Origin of the sequence: Stenotrophomonas maltophilia (assembly GCF_006974125.1) — a bacterium.
GTDB lineage: Bacteria > Pseudomonadota > Gammaproteobacteria > Xanthomonadales > Xanthomonadaceae > Stenotrophomonas > Stenotrophomonas maltophilia_O.
This window is the reverse complement of record NZ_CP037858.1, coordinates 1,075,976-1,094,782: the sequence shown is the minus strand read 5'-3', so window position 1 is coordinate 1,094,782 and position 18,807 is coordinate 1,075,976. Positions and strand designations below refer to the sequence as shown.

Here is an 18,807-nt window from a genome sequence, read left to right as displayed (position 1 = left end):
TTCTCGTCGTCAGCGCAGTTGCTGGCTCGCCCAGTCCGCCAGTGCTTGCACGCGCGAGTTGGCCGGACCATCCGGCCATGCCAGTACCCAGAAGCCGCCGGTGGCGGCAAATCCCCAGGGCGCGACCAGGCGGCCCGCGGCCAGGTCCTCGGCCACCAGCGGCTCTGGCGCGATCGCCGGACCCAGCCCGGCTACAGCGGCTTCCAGCAGGTAGTACAGGTGCTCGAAGGCGGTGCCCAGCTGCAGCTTCGACGCGTCCAGGGCGTGCGCCTGTGCCCATGCCGGCCATGCCTGCGGCCGTGAGCTGGTGTGCAGCAGCGTCTCCTGCAGCAGCGCCGAAGGCGGTGCATGCCGCAGGCGCTGCGCCGCCGGATGCGATGGTGCCACCACCACGCCAACCCGTTCCGGTGCCAACTCGCATACCTGCCAGCCCCGTGGCCACGGGCCCTGCGCCAGCAGCAGCACGGCGTCCAGCGCCGCCTGCGCTTCGGTGAAACTGCCATCCAGCGCCGACCACTGCAGGCGCACGCCGGGCAGGGCGGCCTGCAGCGCTGGCAGGCGTGGAATCATCCAGCGCGCCAGCACGCTGCCACTGCAGCCCAGTACCAGCGCTGGAGAGGCTGCCGGCCGTCGCAGTTCGCGCACGCAGTCTTCGATGCCGCTGAAGGCCTCGCCGCAGGCTGCCTGCAGGCGGGTGCCGGCGACGGTCAGGCGCAGGCCACGGCCGGCCCGCTGGAACAAGGCCAGGCCAAGGTGATCCTCCAGCAGCTTCAACTGCCGACTGACCGCACCGTGGGTGACGTGCAGATCCTGCGCGGCGCGACCAACGCCGCCGAGACGGGCCGTGGCCTCGAACGCGCGCAGTGCATTGAGTGGAGGCAGCAGGGAACGGCTCATGTGAGATTTCCTGACGATATGCGCCAGATAATATCCATTTTCCGGTCACGACCCGTGCGCTAGAGTATCCACCTGTCTGAACCATCGGTCGTATCCATGTCTGCCTCCCCCATTGCCGACTATCACGCTTTCCCGGATGCCCAGGGCCACTTCGGCCGCTACGGCGGCAGCTTCGTCGCCGAAACCCTGGTCGGCCCGCTGCAGGAACTGGCCCAGGCCTATGACCAGGCGCGGCAGGATCCCGCATTCCAGCTGGCCTACGACCGCGACCTGGCCCATTACGTGGGCCGGCCGAGCCCGATCTACCATGCTGAACGCCTGAGCGATCACGTCGGCGGCGCGCAGATCCTGCTCAAGCGCGAGGACCTGAATCACACCGGCGCGCACAAGATCAACAACACCATCGGCCAGGCCCTGCTGGCGGCGCGGATGGGCAAGAAGCGCATCATTGCCGAGACCGGCGCCGGCCAGCATGGCGTGGCCAGCGCCACCGTCGCCGCGCGGCTGGGCCTGGAATGCGTGGTGTACATGGGCGCCACCGACATCGAGCGGCAGAAGATCAACGTCTACCGCATGAAGCTGCTCGGTGCGACGGTGGTGCCGGTCACCTCCGGCTCGGCCACCCTGAAGGACGCGCTCAACGAAGCCATGCGCGACTGGGTGACCAACGTGCAGGACACCTTCTACATCATCGGCACCGTGGCCGGCCCGGATCCGTATCCGCGCATGGTCCGTGACTTCAATGCCATCGTCGGCCGTGAGGCGCGCGAGCAGATGCTGGCCGAGTACGGCCGCCTGCCGGATGCGATCACCGCCTGCGTGGGCGGCGGCAGCAATGCGATCGGCCTGTTCCATGCCTTCCTCAACGATCGCCAGGTCGAGATCGTCGGCGCTGAAGCGGCAGGTGATGGCATCAGCACCGGCCGTCACGCAGCATCGATCGCTGCCGGTCGCCCGGGCGTGCTGCATGGCAACCGCACCTATGTACTGTGCGACGACGACGGCCAGATCATCGAGACCCATTCGGTGTCGGCCGGCCTGGACTATCCGGGCGTCGGCCCGGAGCACGCGTTCCTGGCCGATACCGGTCGTGCACGCTACCTCGGCATCACCGATGAGGAAGCACTGCAGGCCTTCCACCTGCTGGCCCACACCGAAGGCATCCTGCCGGCGCTGGAGTCCAGCCATGCGCTGGCGCAGGCGATCAAGCTGGCGCGCGGTCGTCCGCGTGACCAGATCGTGCTGTGCAACCTGTCCGGCCGTGGCGACAAGGACGTGCATACCATCGCCGCGCGCGAAGGGCTGGTGCTGTGAGCGCGCTGTTGCGGAACAGTGGCGTGCTGCTGCTGGCGCTGGGGTTGGCCGCGTGCCAGCCGCCGGAGCCGCCGGTGCTGGCACCGGCCGCCAAGGCCACTACGCAGCCGGCACAGCAGCCGGCAGCGAATGATGACCTTGACCCGATGGCGCGCACGCCGATCGTCGATCCGCCGTCAGTGGAAGACACGGACAGCGATGGCGCGCCCGCGGTGGTCTCGGTGGCGCTGGACCATGCCGGCGAGGTGCTGATCGGCCAGCATATGACCGATCTGAAGGCACTCGGGCCGTGGACCGCGCAAGGGGCCGTCGAAGCCATCGGTGGCAGTTGCGAGTACTACGACGGCAAGGGGCTGCCGCCTGGCGTGTCGATGATGACTGATGAAGATCGCGTCGTCCGTTTCGATCTCGGCCTGGATCCGGAGAGCGGGGCGCCGACCCAGCAGCCCGGTCCGTTCGGCCTGCGTGTCGGCATGACCCGCGCCCAGGCCATGGCCCAGTTTCCGAAGCCGCCGGTATCCAGCCCGCATGCCTACGACGGTGACCAGGGCGAGTACCTCACCTGGCAGGACCCGGGTTCGGACCTGGGTATCCGCGTGGAACTGTTTGAAGGGAGGGTCACTCAGATGTACTGGGGAACCAGCGATGCGATTGAACTGATTGAAGGATGTGCCTGAAATGTCCGTATCCCGACTCGATGCCTGTTTCCAGCGTCTGCGCGAACAGCAGCGCAAGGCACTTATCCCCTTCGTCACGGCCGGTGATCCCTCGTTGGAGGCCACTGTGCCGGTCATGCACGCGCTGGTCGAGGCCGGTGCCGATGTGATCGAACTGGGCGTGCCGTTCTCTGATCCCATGGCCGACGGCCCGACCATCCAGCGCAGCTCCGAGCGCGCGCTGGCACGGGGCGCCGGCAGCCGTTACGTGCTGCAGGCCGTGGCGCAGTTCCGCGAGCGTGACGCGCAGACGCCGGTGGTACTGATGGGCTACCTGAACCCGGTGGAGATCCACGGCTACGCGGCCTTCGCCAAGGCAGCCGTGGAGGCCGGCGTGGATGGTGTGCTGCTGGTCGACCTGCCGCCGGAAGAGGCCGGTGAAGCGCAGCAGGCCTTCGATGCGGCCGGCCTGGCGCTGGTGCTGCTGGCCTCGCCGACCACCAGCGAGGCGCGTGCCGACAAGCTGCTGGCGCTGGCCCGTGGCTATCTCTATTACGTCAGCTTTGCCGGTGTCACCGGCGCCTCCGAGCGCCTGGACAGCGATGCCGCCAGTGCCCGCCTGCAGGCGCTGCGCGCGCGCGCCTCAGTGCCGGTGGTGGCCGGCTTCGGCATCAAGGATGCCGACAGTGCCGCTGCCATGGCCCGCCAGGCCGACGGCGTGGTGGTGGGCAGCGCGCTGGTGGCGGTGCTGGCCGAAGCGGACTCGGTGGGAGACGCAGCCCAGCGCGCCCGGAGCTTCCTGGCCCCGCTGCGGCAGGCGCTGGACGCGTAACAGGACGGCCGGCCGCTGGCCGGCACTACCCATGGGTCTGTACGTAAGGGCTGCCGGCCAGCGGCCGGCGCTACCCGACACCTAAACGTACGTCCCAGCATGGTTTTTTCCAGCACCCCCATGCCCGGCAAGGGGGTGCACGGGCAGGGAAAGCGGAGCTAGACTGTCCGCCTTTGCGGCCCCTGGGCCGCCCTGAACGGAAGTGTCCTCCCGCATGAGTTGGCTCAGCAAGTTGATGCCGTCCGGCATCCGCACCGACAACACCCCCAGCAAGAAGCGCAGTGTCCCCGAGGGCCTGTGGGAAAAGTGCAGCAACTGCGGCAGCGCGTTGTACCGTCCGGAACTGGAAGAGAACCTGGAGGTCTGCCCGAAGTGCGGCCATCACATGGCGATCCGCGCGCGCGCGCGCCTGGCCGCCCTGTTCGACGCCGACAGCACCACCGAGATCGGTGCGCGCCTGGGTCCGGCCGACCTGCTCAAGTTCAAGGACCAGAAGAAGTACAGCGAGCGCATCAAGATCGCGCAGAAGAACACGGGTGAGTACGACGCGCTGATCGCCATGCGCGGCCTGCTCAAGGGCCGTGCGCTGGTCGCCTCGTCGTTCGATTTCGCCTTCATGGGCGGTTCGATGGGCTCGGTGGTGGGTGAGCGTTTCGCGCTGGCTGCTGAAACCGCAGTGGAGATCGGTGCGCCTTACGTGTGCTTCTCGCAGAGCGGCGGCGCGCGCATGCAGGAAGGCCTGTTCTCGCTGATGCAGATGGCCAAGACCTCGGCCGCGCTGGGCAAGCTGCGCGAAGCCGGCCTGCCGTACATCTCGGTGTTGACCCACCCGACTACCGGTGGCGTATCAGCGTCGTTCGCGATGCTGGGCGACATCAACATCGCCGAACCGCAGGCGCTGATCGGCTTTGCCGGCCCGCGCGTGATCGAGCAGACCGTGCGCGAGAAGCTGCCGGAAGGCTTCCAGCGTTCGGAGTTCCTGCTGGAGCGCGGTGCCATCGACCAGATCTGCGACCGCCGCGAGATGCGCGACCGCCTGTCCGATCTGCTGGCGATGCTGGGTCGGCAGCCGGCGCCGGAGGTGGCTTGATGGGTGCTCGCAAGTACTTCGGTACTGACGGCATCCGTGGACGGGTCGGCCAAGGCGTGATTTCGGCCGACTTCGTGCTGCGCCTGGGCAATGCCCTGGGCCGTGTCCTGGTGGCCCAGCGTGGGCAGGACGGGCGCCGACCGATCGTGGTGATCGGCAAGGACACCCGCATTTCCGGTTACATGTTCGAGGCGGCGCTGGAGGCCGGCCTGGTCGCTGCCGGTGCCGATGTGCAGCTGCTGGGGCCGATGCCGACGCCGGCAGTGGCGTTCCTGACGCGCACGCTGGGCGTGGACGCCGGCATCGTCATCAGTGCCTCGCACAATCCGCATTACGACAACGGCATCAAGTTCTTCTCCGCCCAGGGCGAGAAGCTCGACGATGCCACCGAACTGGCCCTGGAAGCGGCACTGGACGTTCCGTTCACCACCGTTGAGTCGGAAAAACTGGGCAAGGCATCACGGGCGCGCGAGGCGGTCGGCCGCTACATCGAGTTCTGCAAGGCCAGCGTGCCGCGCACATTCGACCTGCGTGGCCTGCGCCTGGTGCTGGATTGCGCGCACGGTGCCACCTACCAGATCGCGCCGCTGCTGTTCCGCGAACTGGGTGCCGAGGTGATCGGCATCGGTGCCGAGCCCAATGGCGTGAACATCAACGCCGGCGTGGGTTCCACCCATATCGACAACCTGGCGGCCAAGGTCCGCGAGACCCGCGCCGATCTCGGCATCGCGTTCGACGGTGATGGCGATCGCGTGCTGATGGCTGACGACCAGGGCAACCCGGTGGACGGCGATGACCTGCTGTACATCCTGGCCCGTGCGTGGAAGGCTGAAGGCCGCCTGCGCGGCCCGGTGGTCGGGACGCTGATGAGCAACTACGGCGTGGAGAAGGCGTTTGCCGACCTGCAGATACCGTTCGTGCGCAGCAACGTCGGTGATCGCTACGTGCATCAGGCACTGGTCGAAGGTGGGGGCGTTCTCGGCGGCGAGGCCTCGGGTCACCTGCTGTGCCTGGACCGGGCCACCACCGGCGACGGTATTGTCAGCGCCCTGCAGTTGCTGGTGGCACTGCGCAACAGCGGCCAGACCCTGCACCAGGCGCTGAAGGGCCTGGAGCGGGTGCCGCAGAAAACGGTCAACGTGCGGTTGGGCAATGTCTCGGCCAAGGCCACGGTGCAGGCCGACAGCGTGCAGGCTGCGCTGGCGGCCGCGCAGCAGTCGGTTGCCGGTCGCGGTCGCGCGTTCCTGCGTCCGTCCGGTACCGAGCCGGTGGTACGGGTTACCGTCGAAGCCGATGATGCCGCGCTGATGCAGGAAACGCTGGATCGCCTGTCCGCTGCGGTGCGTGAAGCAGCGGCCTGAGTGCCGCGGGAGTCCAGCGTGTTGCACCCGACATGGCCGCGTTTGCGGCCATGTCGTTTTCTGGGGATGGTGACTGAACCGTGCGCGACCCGCGATCGCGTTCAGCTGCGGCTGTGCACTTTGTGACGCGTCGTGAACGAGGCGGGGCGTATTCCCGGCATCAGGATCCCTGGTTGCAATGCATGACCTGTGCAGGCGGGGACCCGGCCGGAGCGGACCGCGCTCCATCCTTCTTCTTTGGTTGCAAGGACCCTGACCATGAACACCTCACTGCGCTACAGCCGCTGCCTGCTCGCAGGAGCGCTGCTGGTGATGCCGTTGCTGGGTGGTATCTCCATTGCGAGTGCCGAACGCCGCCCCGAAGGAGGGCCGCATATGTCCGCACCGCGCGAAGAGCCGATGCGGGCGCCCTGGGGCTACCCACGGATGGAGCGCCCACGCGAACTGGGCAATGCGCGGCCGGTCTTCCGCGATGAGTACCGGCACAACTTCCGCGCCGATCATGCCTTCCGCATCGGGCCTTACCATCCGCCGATCGGCTATGCCTACCAGCGTTGGCACTACGGCCAGATCCTGCCGCGCCCGTACTGGGTCGGGGACTACATCCTCAACGACTTCTGGCTGTTCGGCCTGGACATGCCGCCGATGGGCTACGAATGGGTGCGCTATGGCCCGGATGCGCTGCTGATCAACACCGGCAATGGTGAGATCGTGCAGGTCGTGTACGGGCGTTTCTTCTGACCAACGGTGCCTGCCCGCATCAGCACGCGGGCAGGTGCGTTGGCATTGCACCTTGCGCGGCCTGTGACATCGCCCGCTGCCATTTCCAGGTGTCCCGGCACATGTCGGTGAGATCGTGACGCGCCTTCCAGCCCAGCTCGCGCAGCGCCAGCGAGGTATCGGCGAAGCTGACCGCGATGTCGCCATTGCGTCGCGGCACGATGCGGAACGGAATCCGCATGCCGGTGGTGAGCTCGAAGGCCTGGATCAGTTCCAGCACGCTGTGGCCCTGGCCGGTGCCAAGGTTGAGGGTGATGCTGCGCCGCTGGTCACGGAGGAACTGCAGGGCCAGCACATGGGCGCTGGCGACGTCCTGCACATGGATGTAGTCGCGCACGCCGGTACCGTCATGGGTCGGATAGTCATCCCCGAAGACCTGCACTTCCGGCAGCAGCCCGGCGGCAACCTGCGCGATGTACGGCATCAGGTTGCTCGGCGTGCCATGCGGCAGCTCGCCGATCAGCGCGCTGGCGTGGGCGCCGACCGGGTTGAAGTAGCGCAGCGTCGCGACATGCAGGTCCTGGCCCGTTGCCGCCAGGTCGGCGAGCAGCTGCTCGACCACCAGCTTGGTGCGCCCATAGGGCGTCATCGCACAGGTTGAAGCGGTCTCGGCCACCGGGCAGTGGTCCTGGTTGCCGTACACCGTTGCCGAAGAGCTGAAGACCAGCAACTGCACGCCTGCATCCTGCATGGCGCCGAGCAGGGCAATCGAACCGCTGATGTTGCTGTCGAAGTACTGCAGTGGAATCCTCTGGGATTCGCCCACGGACTTGAGCGCTGCGAAGTGCAGCACGGCATCGATCGCGTGTTCCTGCATCAAGGCGGCCATGCGCGGTCGATCCCGGATGTCAGCCTGCACGAACACCGGTGCCGTGCCGGTGATCCGTCCGATGCGCTCGACCACGCTGGCGTCGCTGTTGCACAGCGAGTCCACGATGACCACGCCGTGCCCCCGCTGCTGCAGCTCCACGCAGGCATGCGAGCCGATGTAGCCAGCACCGCCGGTCACCAGTACGTTCATTGCCTTCACTGTTCCTTGGAGTCCATTCGAAAACCGGGTGCTGCCTTGATGAGGATGGACGTGGCCTCTCAAGGGCCAGGTACCATCTTCTTCTGCCGTGCCTTGAATCCGTTGAAGATCGGCGCGATCAACGGGTTGTAGCTCCATGCGATGCGCTTGCGCAGCCAGCTGGCCGGCCGGTTGCGGATCGCGAAGCGATAGATGCGCTCCGGATCGCCACCAATCACGTTGCGGCCGAACGGGTGGGTAGTGTGCAGGTAGCGGAAGCCCTGTTCGCGTGCCACTTCGATGTAGTCATCGTCGAAGTCACCATAAGGCCAGCACAGCGTATCGGAGACTTCGCCGAGCTTTTCCAGCAGTGTCTGCTTCGCCATGGCCAGGTCGCCGCTGATGCCTTCGCGGCGCTGTGCACGGTCCAGGTCATCGCGCTTGAGCCAACGGGTGTGGCTGTGGGTGTGGCAGTGGACCTCGAACGTGCCGGCTTCGATTGCCGCACGCGCTTCGCTCCAGCGCATCATTACCTCGTCGCTGCGGCCCTGCTTGTAGATCAGGTCTTCGCAGGCACGATGTTCCGGCGTGGCCGGCAGTTCGGCACCTTCGATGCCTGCATGCGGGCGGATCGGGCCTTCGTGCATCCAGCCGGTGACCACGAACACCACCGCATGCATGCCGTACTTCTGCAGGATCGGATGGGCGTAGACCCAGTTGTCCAGGTAGCCGTCGTCGAACGTGATCACGATCGATTTGCGCGGCACCGGCTTGCCGGCGAGAAAGCCGGCGTACTGGTCCAGCGTCAGCGAGGTCCAGCCGGTACGTGCGAGCCAGGCGATCTGGCTCTCGAAGTTTTCCGGGGACACGGTGATCATGCCCGGCGAGTTGCTGACATGGTGGTGCATCAGCACCGGTACGGTTCTGGCGTTAGCCATGACCCAGCTCCTTCAACCATTGGAGGTAGTAGTTTTCGGTGGCCTCGCCGTGGCCGGTCGCGCTGAACTGCCTGGCGCTGCGGATCCAGTCCCAACCGGCGCGGCCCATCTGCCGTCGACGTTCCTGATCATCCACCAGCAGCCGCAACGCGCCAGTGAGGGCGGCGTCATCACCCAGCCGGGTGAGGATGGCATTGCTGCCTTCCACCACCATTTCAGGCACGCCGCCAACGTGATGCGAGACGATCGGCAGTGCCGCCTGCGCAGCCTCGAGGAACACGGTGCCCGAGGCTTCCTTGTGGGTGGCCAGGGCGAAGATGTCGAAACCGGCCATCAGCCGGTGGGCATCGCTGCGGAAGCCGAGCAGATGGACCTGCTGCTCCAGGCCGAGTTCGCTGCGCAGGGCCTGCAGGCGGCCCATTACCGGCTCGCCGTCACCGACCACGGCCAGGTGCAGGTCGGGATTGGCCTTGCACAGGGGTGCCATGGCGCGCAGCAGATCGGCATGGCCCTTGGGCTCGCGCAGCACGGCCACGCAGCCGACCACGATGTCGCGCTCGGCGAAACCGAGTTCGGCGCGGACCTGTGCGCGGTTGTCCTGCAGGTTCTTCCAGGGATCGCCCTGCTCGGTCATGCCCCAGCGCGGGGGCGTTGCCATGGGGGGCACGATGCCGATGTGTTCGGCGGCAATGCCGCGATCGACCAGCAGGCGCTTGACGAAATCGCTGACGGTGATGATCCGGTGCGGAAGACCGGTGTAGGTCAGCAGCGAATTGACCGGGCTCATCAGGTGGCGCGAGCGCACCACCAGTGGCGTGCCGCCCAGGCGTGCGCCGGCCGCGGCGATCAGTGCGTCGCGGCGGCTGGTGGTGTTGACCACGTCGTAGCGCTCGCGGCGCACCAGGCGTGACACCGACCAGATGCCGCGCAGCAGTCGTGCCAGGCCGCCCATGCGCAGGGTATGCACGGTGAAGCCATCGTCGCGCGCGAGTTGGGCCAGGCGGGCATCGGGCTGGCACAGCAGCGACACCTGGTGTCCACGCGCACGCATCACCTGCATGTGGCGGAAGATGTAGATCTCCTGGCCACCCATTCCCCGGGCGGCTTCGGTATGCAGGATCCGCAGCGAGCGTTTCATGGAATCCATCCTCTGTGGTCAGCGGTTGCGGAAGCGGGTAAGCGCTTCCCATGCGGTACGGACGGCGCCGGCATCCGGGGCCTGTTGCGGCAGGGGGCGGTAGTGCAGGTCAAGCGCCGTTGCATTGCCGAACTTGTCGAACACGTAGATGGCGTTGCCGTGCCGGACGGCACGTTGTGACCAGCTTTCCACCACCAGTGCGCGCTCGCCTGCGGGTTCGGCCAGCAGATCCTGGCCGGTGCTGAAGTCGCTCAGTGCGTTCTCGCAACCCAGGGCGTGCCGCATCGGGGTCGGTACCCAGTCCTCGTGCGAACTGATGCGTGCTTCGTGGCCGCTGCCCTGGCCGGGCCAGTGCAGCACGAACGGCACCTGGAGCTGGTAGTCGGAGAAGTTGCCGTTGTGGCCCCAGTAGTTCAGCTTCAGGTCGTTGAACTCCTCGGCGTGGTCGCCGGTGACCAGGACGATGGTGTTCTGGTCCAGGCCCTGCGCGCGCAGATCGTCCAGCAGGGTGCCGACGAGGCTGTCGGCGTAATGCACGGCGGTCCGGTAGCGGTTCAGTTCCGGGGCCGGGTCGTGGTCCGGGCCGAACTTGAGGAAGTCGATTTCCTGCGCCATCGGGGTCGCCAGCGGCGGGTAGCCTGCGGGCATGTGGTAGGGCGCATGGGTGGAATCGAGGAAGACGAAGCCGAACCACGGCGTGTGCGCTGCCTGGCTGGCACGGATGTCCTTCTGAAGCGAGGCCACGATGCTGCTGTCACGGCCTTCCGAACCCAGCTCGGAAGGTCCCTGGTGCAGCTGGTCGCGGACATCCGCAAATGCAGTGCGGTCGAATTCCGGGCTGTACATCGGCGCGCTGCCGTACAGGTGCAGGTCGTACCCCTGCTGGCCCAGCACCTTGAACAGCTGTGAGCCGCGCTGCTCGTCAAGCATGCTTTGCCAGTAGCCGCCCGGCAGGCCGTAGAGCAGGCCGAACAGGCCATAGCGGGTGGCGTTGCCTGTGCTGAAATGGCGGTCATAGACACGAGCGGACGTCGCCAGTGCCGAGGTGTTCGGCATGATCTGCGGGGTAAGCGCATCGTGGCGCAGCGATTCCAGCACGACCATCAGTACGTTGGGCCGCTGCGGGCTCTGGCAGCGCAGCGGCTGCAGCGGATACAGCAGCTGCGCATGGCGCGGATCGGGCAGGCCGACCTGTTGTTCACTGACCACGCCCAGCCTGCGCATGAAGCTCTTGGCGGTGATCGGCTGGGCCCACGGCAGGTAGTTCCACTGGGCAATCACGTCACGGTCGCCGCGTGCGTCGTAGTAGGCGGTGGCCACCTGGCCGCTCGCCATCAGCAGGGCGGCCGCAGCCCAGGCCTGCAGCACCCTGCGCCGGCGGGGCGCGGCCGGCAGCAGCTTCCAGCACGCCCAGGCCAGGATGCCCTCGGCGGTGAAAATGGCCGCCACCAGCAGGCCGACCTGCACCCAGGTCTTCCACGACAACGCAACCTGGTCCTGCAGGGCGCCGCCGAACACCATGTTCACGACCATGGCATTGAGGTGGAAGCGGTACAGGGTGAACACCTTGGCATCGACCAGCAGCAGGCACAGCCACAAGCCCTGCAGCAGTACCGCACTGATGCTCAGCGTGCGCGCGCTGCGCGGCCACAGGCCCAGCAGCAGTGGCAGCGCACCGGCCAGCGCGCCGAAGGCGAGCAGGTGCCCCGGCAGGGCAATCGCGAGATAGGCCAGGCCCTGGTGGCCGCCCGGGTTGTCGTGCAGCGGCACGTTGCCGAGGGTGATCACCGTCGCCAGCAGTGCATTGCCCAGGACGAACAGTGACCACCACGCAAGTCGGCGCCAGCGAAGGGCAGGGCCTGCGGGGGGGAGGGCGATGGCGGCTGGGGCGTCGGGCATGGTGCTTCGGGTCGGGAGGCGCGGTCGGGGCTTGCGCTACCAACGTGATGGATTCGTTAAATGTGCGCAGGTCGCGCATTGTATCGATTTGTTTCCGAGGATCGAGTAGCGTCCGCCGGGCGATCTGTCACAATGTTCAGGCGGGCCATGAATGCGCGGGCCCTCCAGACCCAATGACAAGCCAGGAATCGCTGTGAGCCAGATCCCCACCCTCGACATCACCCGTTTTGACAGCGACCGCGAGGCCTTCGTGGCCGAGCTGGGCGCGGCCTACCGCCAATGGGGATTCGCGGGCATCCGCAACCACGGCATTCCGCAGGCCGACATCGACGCGGCCTACGATGCCTTCAAGGCCTTCTTCGCCCTGCCGGACGAGGTCAAGCGCAAGTACCACGTCGCCGGCAGCGGTGGCGCCCGTGGCTACACCCCGTTCGGCGTGGAGACCGCCAAGGGCTCCAGGCACTTCGACCTGAAGGAGTTCTGGCACATCGGCCGCGAGATCGCCGATGACTCCAAGTACCGTGAGGTGATGGCGCCGAACCTGTGGCCGACCGAGGTCGAGGGTTTCCGTGAGCGGGGTTACGGCCTGTACCAGGCGCTGGACAACCTGGGTTCGCGCGTGCTGTCGGCCCTGGCCCTGCACATCGGTCTGCCGGAGACCTTCTTCGCCGACAAGACCAACTTCGGCAATTCGATCCTGCGCCCGATCCATTACCCGCCGATCACCACCGACGACATCCCGAACGTGCGTGCCGGCGCCCATGGCGACATCAACTTCATCACCCTGCTGGTCGGCGCCAGCGCCGCGGGCCTGGAAGTGCAGTCGCATGAGGGCGAGTGGGTGCCGTTCACTTCGGACGCGGACACCATCGTGGTCAACATCGGCGACATGCTGCAGCGCCTGACCAACCACGTGTATCCGTCCACCATCCACCGCGTGGTCAACCCCCCGGGCGAGCTGGCCCGCCAGCCGCGCTACTCGGTGCCGTTCTTCCTGCACCCGAACCCGGATTTCCTGATCGATGTGCTGCCGTCGTGCATCACCGCGGAGAACCCGAGCCGGTACCCGGAGCCGATCACCGCCCACGGCTTCCTCGAAGAGCGCCTGCGCGAGATCAAGCTGAAGTAATGAAGAAGCCGCCGAAAGGCGGCTTTTTCATTACGGGTAGCGCCGGGCCGTGCCCGGCGAGCGCAGCGGAGGGTGTTCGGCAGGGCTGCGCCCTGCACCCGCAGAGGCCAAAGCCAAAGCGGCTCTGGGTTTCTGCGGGTTGGGCGGGGCGGTGTGGGTGGGCAGGACACGCCGTAAACCCGTCCATGGCGCCTGCGGTCCTGCCCACCCACACCGCCCCGCCTTCGACAGTTGGCCGGTGGCCAGTAGATCCACGCCATGCGTGGATGGAATCTGTCAGATCGACGTGGGGTAGGGGTCAGATCCCTTTTCCTGCGGAAAAGGGATCTGACCCCGGAACAGGCCGGGATGCTGCTTTTGCTTCTGCTCTTCTTTTTTCTTTCCGTGGCGGCCAGAACCGCCGCGATGTGTCAGAGGCCGGGCGGGTGGGTTGCGCAGGGGCGCAGGCGCCATGGATGGCGCCTACGAGCTTACAGGGACGTACTTGCAGCGTCCCCTGCGCAGCCCACCCGCCCGGCCAATCCCACCAACCCAACCGGGCCTTCCGCGACAACCCAACCCCCGCCACGAGGGGCTGCGCCGTTGGCTGAAAATCCATGTAACCGCTTACACGGAAACGGATTTTTGCCGTAACGGGTATCATGACCGGCTGACTTCACACAGGAGCCACCCGCTCATGCGCCGCAAGATCGTCGCCGGAAACTGGAAGCTGCATGGCAGCCGTCAATTCGCCAATGAACTGCTGGGGCAGGTGGCCGCCGGGCTGCCGCTGGACGGGGTGGGCGTGGTGATCCTGCCGCCGCTGCCGTACCTGGGCGAGCTGGTCGAGGACTTTGGTGACACCGGGCTGGTGTTCGGTGCCCAGGACGTCAGCAGCAACGAGAAGGGCGCCTACACCGGCGAGGTCTGTGCCGCCATGCTGCACGAGGTGGGTGCCCGCTATGGCCTGGTCGGCCACTCCGAGCGCCGCCAGTACCACCATGAAAGCAGCGAACTGGTCGCGCGCAAGTTCGCCGCGGCCCAGCACGCCGGCCTGGTGCCGGTGCTGTGCGTGGGTGAGACCCTGGAGCAGCGCGAAGCGGGGCAGACCGAGGCGGTCATCGCCAGCCAGCTGGCACCGGTGCTGGAACTGGTGGGTGCCGCCGGTTTCGCCCAGGCGGTGGTTGCCTATGAGCCGGTCTGGGCCATCGGTACCGGCCGTACCGCCACCAAGGAGCAGGCACAGCAGGTGCACGCGTTCATCCGTGGCGAAGTCGCGCGTATCGATGCTAGAATCGCTGATTCACTGCCCATTGTTTACGGCGGTAGCGTGAAGCCCGACAATGCCGGGGAACTGTTCGCGCAGCCGGATGTCGATGGTGGGCTGGTCGGCGGCGCCTCCCTGGTGGCCGCGGACTTCCTGGCCATCGCAAGGGCGGCGGCCGCGAACTAATCCTAGAAGTATTGTCCGAGGGCGGTTTCCAATGCTGATGTTGATCCTCAATGTCGTCTACGTGCTGGTCGCTGTGGCCATGATCGCGCTGATCCTGATGCAGCGTGGCTCGGGTGCGGCGGCGGGTTCGGGCTTTGGTGCCGGTGCCTCGGGTACGGTGTTCGGTGCGCGTGGCGCCTCGAACTTCCTGTCCAAGTCGACCAAGTGGCTGGCCGTCGTGTTCTTCGGCATCAGCCTCTTCATGGCCTGGTATGCCGGTCATGGCAGCCGTCCGGCGGCCGACCAGGATCTGGGCTTGATGTCCGCCCCGGCGGTGGCTGCTCCGGCGGCTCCGGCGGGCGAACTGCCGGCCGTTCCGAAGGCCGATACGGTCCCGGCAGCCCCGGTTCCGGCCGCGAATGTGCCGGCTCAGGCGGAATCTTCGGTTTCTGGTGAAGAAAAGCCTTCGGAAGGCTCCCAGAAACACTGAAGCCGGTTACAATACGCGGCGCATCGGAAAGATAGTCTGATGTGATCGTTTGCCCAGGTGGCGGAATTGGTAGACGCACTACCTTGAGGTGGTAGCGACTTAGGTCGTAGGGGTTCGAGTCCCCTCTTGGGCACCATTTGTAAGTAAAGCGGGTTCGCCTGGCGCGCAAGGCGCCAGGTAGATTCCCGTCCACTCCCCCATGCCAAAGCGCCTGCAGGCGCAGCGGCAGAGGCAAGAGAGAATCGCTGTGCTGGCCGAATATTTGCCGTCTCTGCTGTTTCTGATCGTTGCCACCGGTATCGGCATTACGCTGATGCTGGTTGGTCGATTCCTCGGTCCCCGCCGCCCCGATCTGGAAAAGCTGTCGCCGTACGAGTGCGGCTTCGAGGCCTTCGAAGACGCGCGCATGAAGTTCGACGTGCGCTACTACCTGATCGCGATCCAGTTCATCGTCTTCGACCTGGAAATCATCTTCATCGTGCCGTGGACCCAGGTCTTCATGGAGCTGGGCGCCCGTTCGCTCGTCACCATGGGCCTGTTCGTCGGCATGCTGTTCCTCGGTTTCATTTACGTCTGGAAGAAGGGAGCGCTGGAATGGGAGTGATTCAGACTCTCGATGGCCTCATGAACAACCCCACGCCGGAAGGCCGGGTTGATGACATCCTGCGGCCGGAAGGCGACAACCCGCTGCTGGAGAAGGGCTTCGTCACCACCAGCGTCGACGCACTGCTGAACTGGGCGCGCACCGGCTCGATGTGGCCGATGACCTTCGGCCTGGCCTGCTGCGCGGTCGAGATGATGCACGCCGGCGCCGCGCGCCTGGACCTTGACCGCTACGGCGTGGTGTTCCGCCCGTCGCCGCGTCAGTCCGACGTGATGATCGTGGCCGGTACCCTGGTCAACAAGATGGCCCCGGCGCTGCGCAAGGTCTACGACCAGATGCCGGACCCGAAGTGGGTCATCTCGATGGGTAGCTGCGCCAATGGTGGCGGCTATTACCACTACTCCTATTCTGTCGTGCGCGGCTGTGATCGCGTGGTGCCGGTGGACGTCTACGTCCCGGGTTGCCCGCCGACCGCCGAGGCGCTGGTGTACGGGATCCTGCAGCTGCAGAAGAAGATCTGGCGTACACAGACCATCGCCCGCTGACCCTTCCACACTACAAGAGCGCGCCAAGCCCCCATGGCAGAGCAAGCATCCTTCATCGACCGACTCTCCGCACGTTTCGCTGGTGCGAAGGTCATCGTGGTCGAACCCCGCGGCGAAGTGACGCTGGAGGTGCCTGCCGCCGAGTGGCATGCCACCGCGCTGGCGCTGCGTGACGAGTTTGGTTTCGAGCAGGCCGTGGATCTCTGCGGCGTCGACTACCTTGGCTATGGCTCCGACGAATGGGACACCGCCGACGTGTCCTCGCAGGGCTTCAGCCGTGGTGTCGAAGGCAAGGCCCAGGGCCGTTTCGCGTGGGGCGAGTTCCCCACCGAGGAAAACGGTGCCGACGGTGCCCGCCCGCAGCACATGCCGACCCAGCGCTTCGCCGTGGTCGCCCAGCTGCGTTCGTACCAGCACAACCTGATGATGCACCTGCGCTGCTTCGCCCCTGACGAAGCGCTGCCGGTGGTGTCCTCGCTGACCGGCATCTGGCCGGGCCTGAACTGGTTCGAGCGCGAAGCGTTCGACCTGTACGGCGTGATCTTCGAAGGCCACCCGGACCTGCGCCGGATCCTGACCGACTATGGTTTCGTCGGCCATCCGTTCCGCAAGGACTTCCCGCTGATCGGCAATGTCGAAGTCCGCTACGACGAAGAAAAGAAGCGCGTGATCTACGAACCGGTCACCTCGGTGGAGCCGCGTGTCGGCGTGCCGCGCGTGATCCGCGACGACGCCCGTCTGCAGACCGCAGAAGGTGAGCGCGCGCAGGAGGCAGTGAAGTGAGCCACGTACACCAGGCCGGCGAAGCATTCGCCAGCAATGCCGCCGAAAGCCGGCAGGAAATCCGCAACTACACCATGAACTTCGGCCCGCAGCATCCGGCCGCTCACGGTGTGCTGCGCCTGATCCTGGAAATGGACGGCGAAACCATCATGCGCGCCGACCCGCACGTGGGTCTGCTGCATCGTGGTACCGAAAAGCTGGCCGAGTCCAAGCCGTTCAACCAGTCGATCGGTTACATGGATCGTCTGGACTACGTGTCGATGATGTGCAACGAGCACGCCTACGTGCGCGCGATCGAGACCCTGATGGGCATCGAGGCGCCGGAGCGCGCGCAGTACATCCGCACCATGTACGACGAAATCACCCGCATCCTCAACCACCTGATGTGGCTGGGCTCCAACGCGCTCGACCTGGGTGCGATGGCGGTGATGCTGTACGCCTTCCGCGAGCGCGAAGAGCTGATGGACTGCTACGAAGCGGTCTCCGGCGCGCGCATGCACGCGGCGTACTACCGTCCGGGCGGTGTCTACCGCGACCTGCCGGACCACATGCCGAAGTACAAGGAATCGCGCTGGCACAAGGGCAAGGCGCTGAAGCAGCTCAATGCTTCGCGCGAAGGCTCGCTGCTGGACTTCCTGGAGAACTTCACCGTCGAGTTCCCCAAGCGCATCGACGAATACGAAACCCTGCTGACCGACAACCGTATCTGGAAGCAGCGTACCGTCGGCATCGGCGTGGTCACTCCGGAGCTGGCCCACCAGTGGGGCATGACCGGCGTGATGCTGCGCGGCTCGGGCATCGCCTGGGACCTGCGCAAGAAGCGTCCGTACGCCAAGTACGATGCCGTCGATTTCGACATCCCGCTGGGCAAGGAAGGCGACTGCTACGACCGCTACCTGGTCCGCGTTGCCGAAATGCGCGAATCCAACCGCATCATCAAGCAGTGCGTGGCGTGGCTGAAGGCCAACCCGGGCCCGGTGATGGTGAAGAACTTCAAGGTCGCTCCGCCCAAGCGCGAGGACATGAAGGACGACATGGAAGCGCTGATCCACCACTTCAAGCTGTTCAGCGAAGGCTACTGCGTGCCGGCCGGCGAGACCTACTCGGCGGTGGAAGCGCCGAAGGGCGAATTCGGCTGCTACCTGGTCTCCGATGGCGCCAACAAGCCGTTCCGCGTGCACCTGCGTGCGCCGGGCTTCGCCCACCTGTCCTCGATCGATTCGATCGTGCGCGGCCACATGCTGGCCGACGTGGTGGCGATGATCGGTACCTACGACCTGGTGTTCGGCGAGGTTGACCGGTAATGCCGTCCGCCACGCCAACGCCCGCTGCAGGCAGCCGGCGCAAGCCGGCGCCGCAGTTTCTGGAATTTCACGTTATGCATTTCGCTGAGGTCGGCCGATGAAGGCGACAGGTAATTTCGAGGCGGCGCGCGACGTCGACCCGATGGTGGTGCTGAGCGACAAGACCCGCGCTCACATCGATCACTGGCTGTCCAAGTTCCCGCCGGACCGCAAGCGCTCTGCCGTGCTGCAGGGCCTGCATGCGGCCCAGGAGCAGAACGAGGGCTGGCTGACCGACGAGCTGATCGCCGGCGTGGCCAAGTACCTTGATCTGCCGCCGGTGTGGGCCTACGAGGTCGCCAGCTTCTACTCGATGTTCGAGACCGAGAAGGTGGGCCGCAACAACGTGGCCATCTGCACCAACATCAGCTGCTGGCTCAATGGCGCCGAGGACATCGTGCGCCATTGCGAGAAGAAGCTGGGCATCAAGCACGGTGAATCGACCCCGGACGGCCGCGTCTACCTCAAGCGCGAGGAAGAGTGCCTGGCCGGCTGCGGTGGCGCGCCGATGATGGTCATCAACGGTCACTACCATGAGCGTCTGACCCTGGAAAAGGTCGACGAGCTGCTGGACGGGCTGGAGTAAGG

The 18,807-nt window shown here is 66.2% G+C and carries 19 protein-coding genes and 1 tRNA gene; 15 read left to right on the top strand and 5 right to left on the bottom strand.

Annotated features, from left to right (window positions below; translation table 11 throughout):
- Positions 1-9: 9 nt before the first annotated feature.
- Positions 10-897 carry a LysR family transcriptional regulator gene (locus tag EZ304_RS05110; RefSeq protein WP_142806464.1) on the bottom strand — a complete coding sequence of 296 codons (888 nt, stop codon included), beginning with the start codon at positions 895-897 and terminating at the stop codon, positions 10-12.
- Between the two features lie 96 nt (positions 898-993).
- Between EZ304_RS05110 and trpB the strand changes: the two genes are divergently transcribed.
- The 6 genes from trpB to EZ304_RS05080 all read left to right on the top strand — a co-directional run bounded on the left by trpB (position 994) and on the right by EZ304_RS05080 (position 6,891).
- Entirely contained in the window at positions 994-2,211 is a 1,218-nt protein-coding gene (trpB, locus tag EZ304_RS05105) for a tryptophan synthase subunit beta (RefSeq protein ID WP_142806463.1), read from the top strand.
- Complete coding sequence (locus EZ304_RS05100) at positions 2,208-2,888, top strand: hypothetical protein (protein ID WP_142806462.1); 681 nt, start codon at positions 2,208-2,210, stop codon at positions 2,886-2,888. Before trpB ends, EZ304_RS05100 begins: the two co-directional genes overlap by 4 nt.
- A 1-nt stretch (position 2,889) precedes the next feature.
- Entirely contained in the window at positions 2,890-3,699 is an 810-nt protein-coding gene (trpA, locus tag EZ304_RS05095; RefSeq protein WP_142806461.1) for a tryptophan synthase subunit alpha, read from the top strand.
- Positions 3,700-3,913: 214 nt separating this feature from the next.
- Entirely contained in the window at positions 3,914-4,789 is an 876-nt protein-coding gene (accD, locus tag EZ304_RS05090; protein ID WP_142806460.1) for an acetyl-CoA carboxylase, carboxyltransferase subunit beta, read from the top strand.
- The gene (glmM, locus tag EZ304_RS05085; RefSeq protein ID WP_142806459.1) at positions 4,789-6,150 is read left to right on the top strand and encodes a phosphoglucosamine mutase; all 1,362 of its coding nucleotides are present in this window, start codon (positions 4,789-4,791) and stop codon (positions 6,148-6,150) included. Before accD ends, glmM begins: the two co-directional genes overlap by 1 nt.
- A 258-nt stretch (positions 6,151-6,408) precedes the next feature.
- Positions 6,409-6,891 carry an RcnB family protein gene (locus EZ304_RS05080; RefSeq protein ID WP_142806458.1) on the top strand — a complete coding sequence of 161 codons (483 nt, stop codon included), beginning with the start codon at positions 6,409-6,411 and terminating at the stop codon, positions 6,889-6,891.
- Positions 6,892-6,910: 19 nt separating this feature from the next.
- On the opposite strand, the gene galE is transcribed toward EZ304_RS05080, so the two are convergent.
- The 4 genes from galE to EZ304_RS05060 all read right to left on the bottom strand — a co-directional run bounded on the left by galE (position 6,911) and on the right by EZ304_RS05060 (position 11,914).
- Positions 6,911-7,951: a UDP-glucose 4-epimerase GalE gene (gene galE / locus EZ304_RS05075; protein ID WP_099554905.1), complete on the bottom strand. Its 1,041-nt coding sequence runs from the start codon at positions 7,949-7,951 to the stop codon at positions 6,911-6,913.
- Positions 7,952-8,019: 68 nt separating this feature from the next.
- Entirely contained in the window at positions 8,020-8,877 is an 858-nt protein-coding gene (locus tag EZ304_RS05070) for a polysaccharide deacetylase family protein (protein WP_005410470.1), read from the bottom strand.
- Complete coding sequence (locus tag EZ304_RS05065; protein WP_142806457.1) at positions 8,870-10,015, bottom strand: glycosyltransferase family 4 protein; 1,146 nt, start codon at positions 10,013-10,015, stop codon at positions 8,870-8,872. The genes EZ304_RS05070 and EZ304_RS05065 overlap by 8 nt, the downstream gene beginning before the upstream one ends.
- Positions 10,016-10,033: 18 nt before the next feature.
- A complete protein-coding gene (locus EZ304_RS05060; protein ID WP_142806456.1) occupies positions 10,034-11,914 on the bottom strand; it encodes a DUF3413 domain-containing protein in 1,881 nt (626 codons plus the stop codon).
- Between the two features lie 151 nt (positions 11,915-12,065).
- On the opposite strand from EZ304_RS05060, the gene EZ304_RS05055 reads away from it, so the two are divergent.
- The 9 genes from EZ304_RS05055 to nuoE all read left to right on the top strand — a co-directional run bounded on the left by EZ304_RS05055 (position 12,066) and on the right by nuoE (position 18,805).
- Positions 12,066-13,043 (top strand): isopenicillin N synthase family dioxygenase, encoded by a 978-nt coding sequence (locus tag EZ304_RS05055; RefSeq protein WP_142806455.1) that lies wholly within the window; start codon positions 12,066-12,068, stop codon positions 13,041-13,043.
- A 676-nt stretch (positions 13,044-13,719) separates the two neighbouring features.
- Positions 13,720-14,475: a triose-phosphate isomerase gene (gene tpiA / locus EZ304_RS05050; protein WP_142806454.1), complete on the top strand. Its 756-nt coding sequence runs from the start codon at positions 13,720-13,722 to the stop codon at positions 14,473-14,475.
- A 31-nt stretch (positions 14,476-14,506) separates the two neighbouring features.
- On the top strand, positions 14,507-14,944 hold the full coding sequence (gene secG, locus EZ304_RS05045; protein WP_099551936.1) for a preprotein translocase subunit SecG: 438 nt from the start codon (positions 14,507-14,509) through the stop codon (positions 14,942-14,944).
- A 51-nt stretch (positions 14,945-14,995) separates the two neighbouring features.
- Positions 14,996-15,080, top strand: a tRNA-Leu gene (locus EZ304_RS05040).
- 111 nt (positions 15,081-15,191) lie between these two features.
- Positions 15,192-15,548, top strand: coding sequence for an NADH-quinone oxidoreductase subunit A (locus tag EZ304_RS05035; RefSeq protein WP_005414075.1), 357 nt, complete (start codon positions 15,192-15,194; stop codon positions 15,546-15,548).
- A complete protein-coding gene (locus tag EZ304_RS05030) occupies positions 15,539-16,093 on the top strand; it encodes a NuoB/complex I 20 kDa subunit family protein (RefSeq protein WP_005410463.1) in 555 nt (184 codons plus the stop codon). Before EZ304_RS05035 ends, EZ304_RS05030 begins: the two co-directional genes overlap by 10 nt.
- Positions 16,094-16,126: 33 nt before the next feature.
- On the top strand, positions 16,127-16,876 hold the full coding sequence (locus tag EZ304_RS05025; RefSeq protein ID WP_005410462.1) for an NADH-quinone oxidoreductase subunit C: 750 nt from the start codon (positions 16,127-16,129) through the stop codon (positions 16,874-16,876).
- Positions 16,873-18,180 (top strand): NADH-quinone oxidoreductase subunit D, encoded by a 1,308-nt coding sequence (locus EZ304_RS05020; RefSeq protein WP_142806453.1) that lies wholly within the window; start codon positions 16,873-16,875, stop codon positions 18,178-18,180. The genes EZ304_RS05025 and EZ304_RS05020 overlap by 4 nt, the downstream gene beginning before the upstream one ends.
- Positions 18,181-18,277: 97 nt before the next feature.
- Positions 18,278-18,805: an NADH-quinone oxidoreductase subunit NuoE gene (gene nuoE, locus EZ304_RS05015; RefSeq protein WP_006381132.1), complete on the top strand. Its 528-nt coding sequence runs from the start codon at positions 18,278-18,280 to the stop codon at positions 18,803-18,805.
- Positions 18,806-18,807 lie beyond the last annotated feature (2 nt).

Coding starts and splice junctions, on each gene's coding strand:
- EZ304_RS05110 (WP_142806464.1), bottom strand. CDS start 897: ATGAGCCGTTCCCTGCTGCCTCCACTCAATGCACTGCGCGCGTTCGAG.
- trpB (WP_142806463.1), top strand. CDS start 994: ATGTCTGCCTCCCCCATTGCCGACTATCACGCTTTCCCGGATGCCCAG.
- trpA (WP_142806461.1), top strand. CDS start 2,890: ATGTCCGTATCCCGACTCGATGCCTGTTTCCAGCGTCTGCGCGAACAG.
- accD (WP_142806460.1), top strand. CDS start 3,914: ATGAGTTGGCTCAGCAAGTTGATGCCGTCCGGCATCCGCACCGACAAC.
- glmM (WP_142806459.1), top strand. CDS start 4,789: ATGGGTGCTCGCAAGTACTTCGGTACTGACGGCATCCGTGGACGGGTC.
- EZ304_RS05080 (WP_142806458.1), top strand. CDS start 6,409: ATGAACACCTCACTGCGCTACAGCCGCTGCCTGCTCGCAGGAGCGCTG.
- galE (WP_099554905.1), bottom strand. CDS start 7,951: ATGAACGTACTGGTGACCGGCGGTGCTGGCTACATCGGCTCGCATGCC.
- EZ304_RS05070 (WP_005410470.1), bottom strand. CDS start 8,877: ATGGCTAACGCCAGAACCGTACCGGTGCTGATGCACCACCATGTCAGC.
- EZ304_RS05065 (WP_142806457.1), bottom strand. CDS start 10,015: ATGAAACGCTCGCTGCGGATCCTGCATACCGAAGCCGCCCGGGGAATG.
- EZ304_RS05060 (WP_142806456.1), bottom strand. CDS start 11,914: ATGCCCGACGCCCCAGCCGCCATCGCCCTCCCCCCCGCAGGCCCTGCC.
- EZ304_RS05055 (WP_142806455.1), top strand. CDS start 12,066: ATGCGCGGGCCCTCCAGACCCAATGACAAGCCAGGAATCGCTGTGAGC.
- tpiA (WP_142806454.1), top strand. CDS start 13,720: ATGCGCCGCAAGATCGTCGCCGGAAACTGGAAGCTGCATGGCAGCCGT.
- secG (WP_099551936.1), top strand. CDS start 14,507: ATGCTGATGTTGATCCTCAATGTCGTCTACGTGCTGGTCGCTGTGGCC.
- EZ304_RS05030 (WP_005410463.1), top strand. CDS start 15,539: ATGGGAGTGATTCAGACTCTCGATGGCCTCATGAACAACCCCACGCCG.
- EZ304_RS05025 (WP_005410462.1), top strand. CDS start 16,127: ATGGCAGAGCAAGCATCCTTCATCGACCGACTCTCCGCACGTTTCGCT.
- nuoE (WP_006381132.1), top strand. CDS start 18,278: ATGAAGGCGACAGGTAATTTCGAGGCGGCGCGCGACGTCGACCCGATG.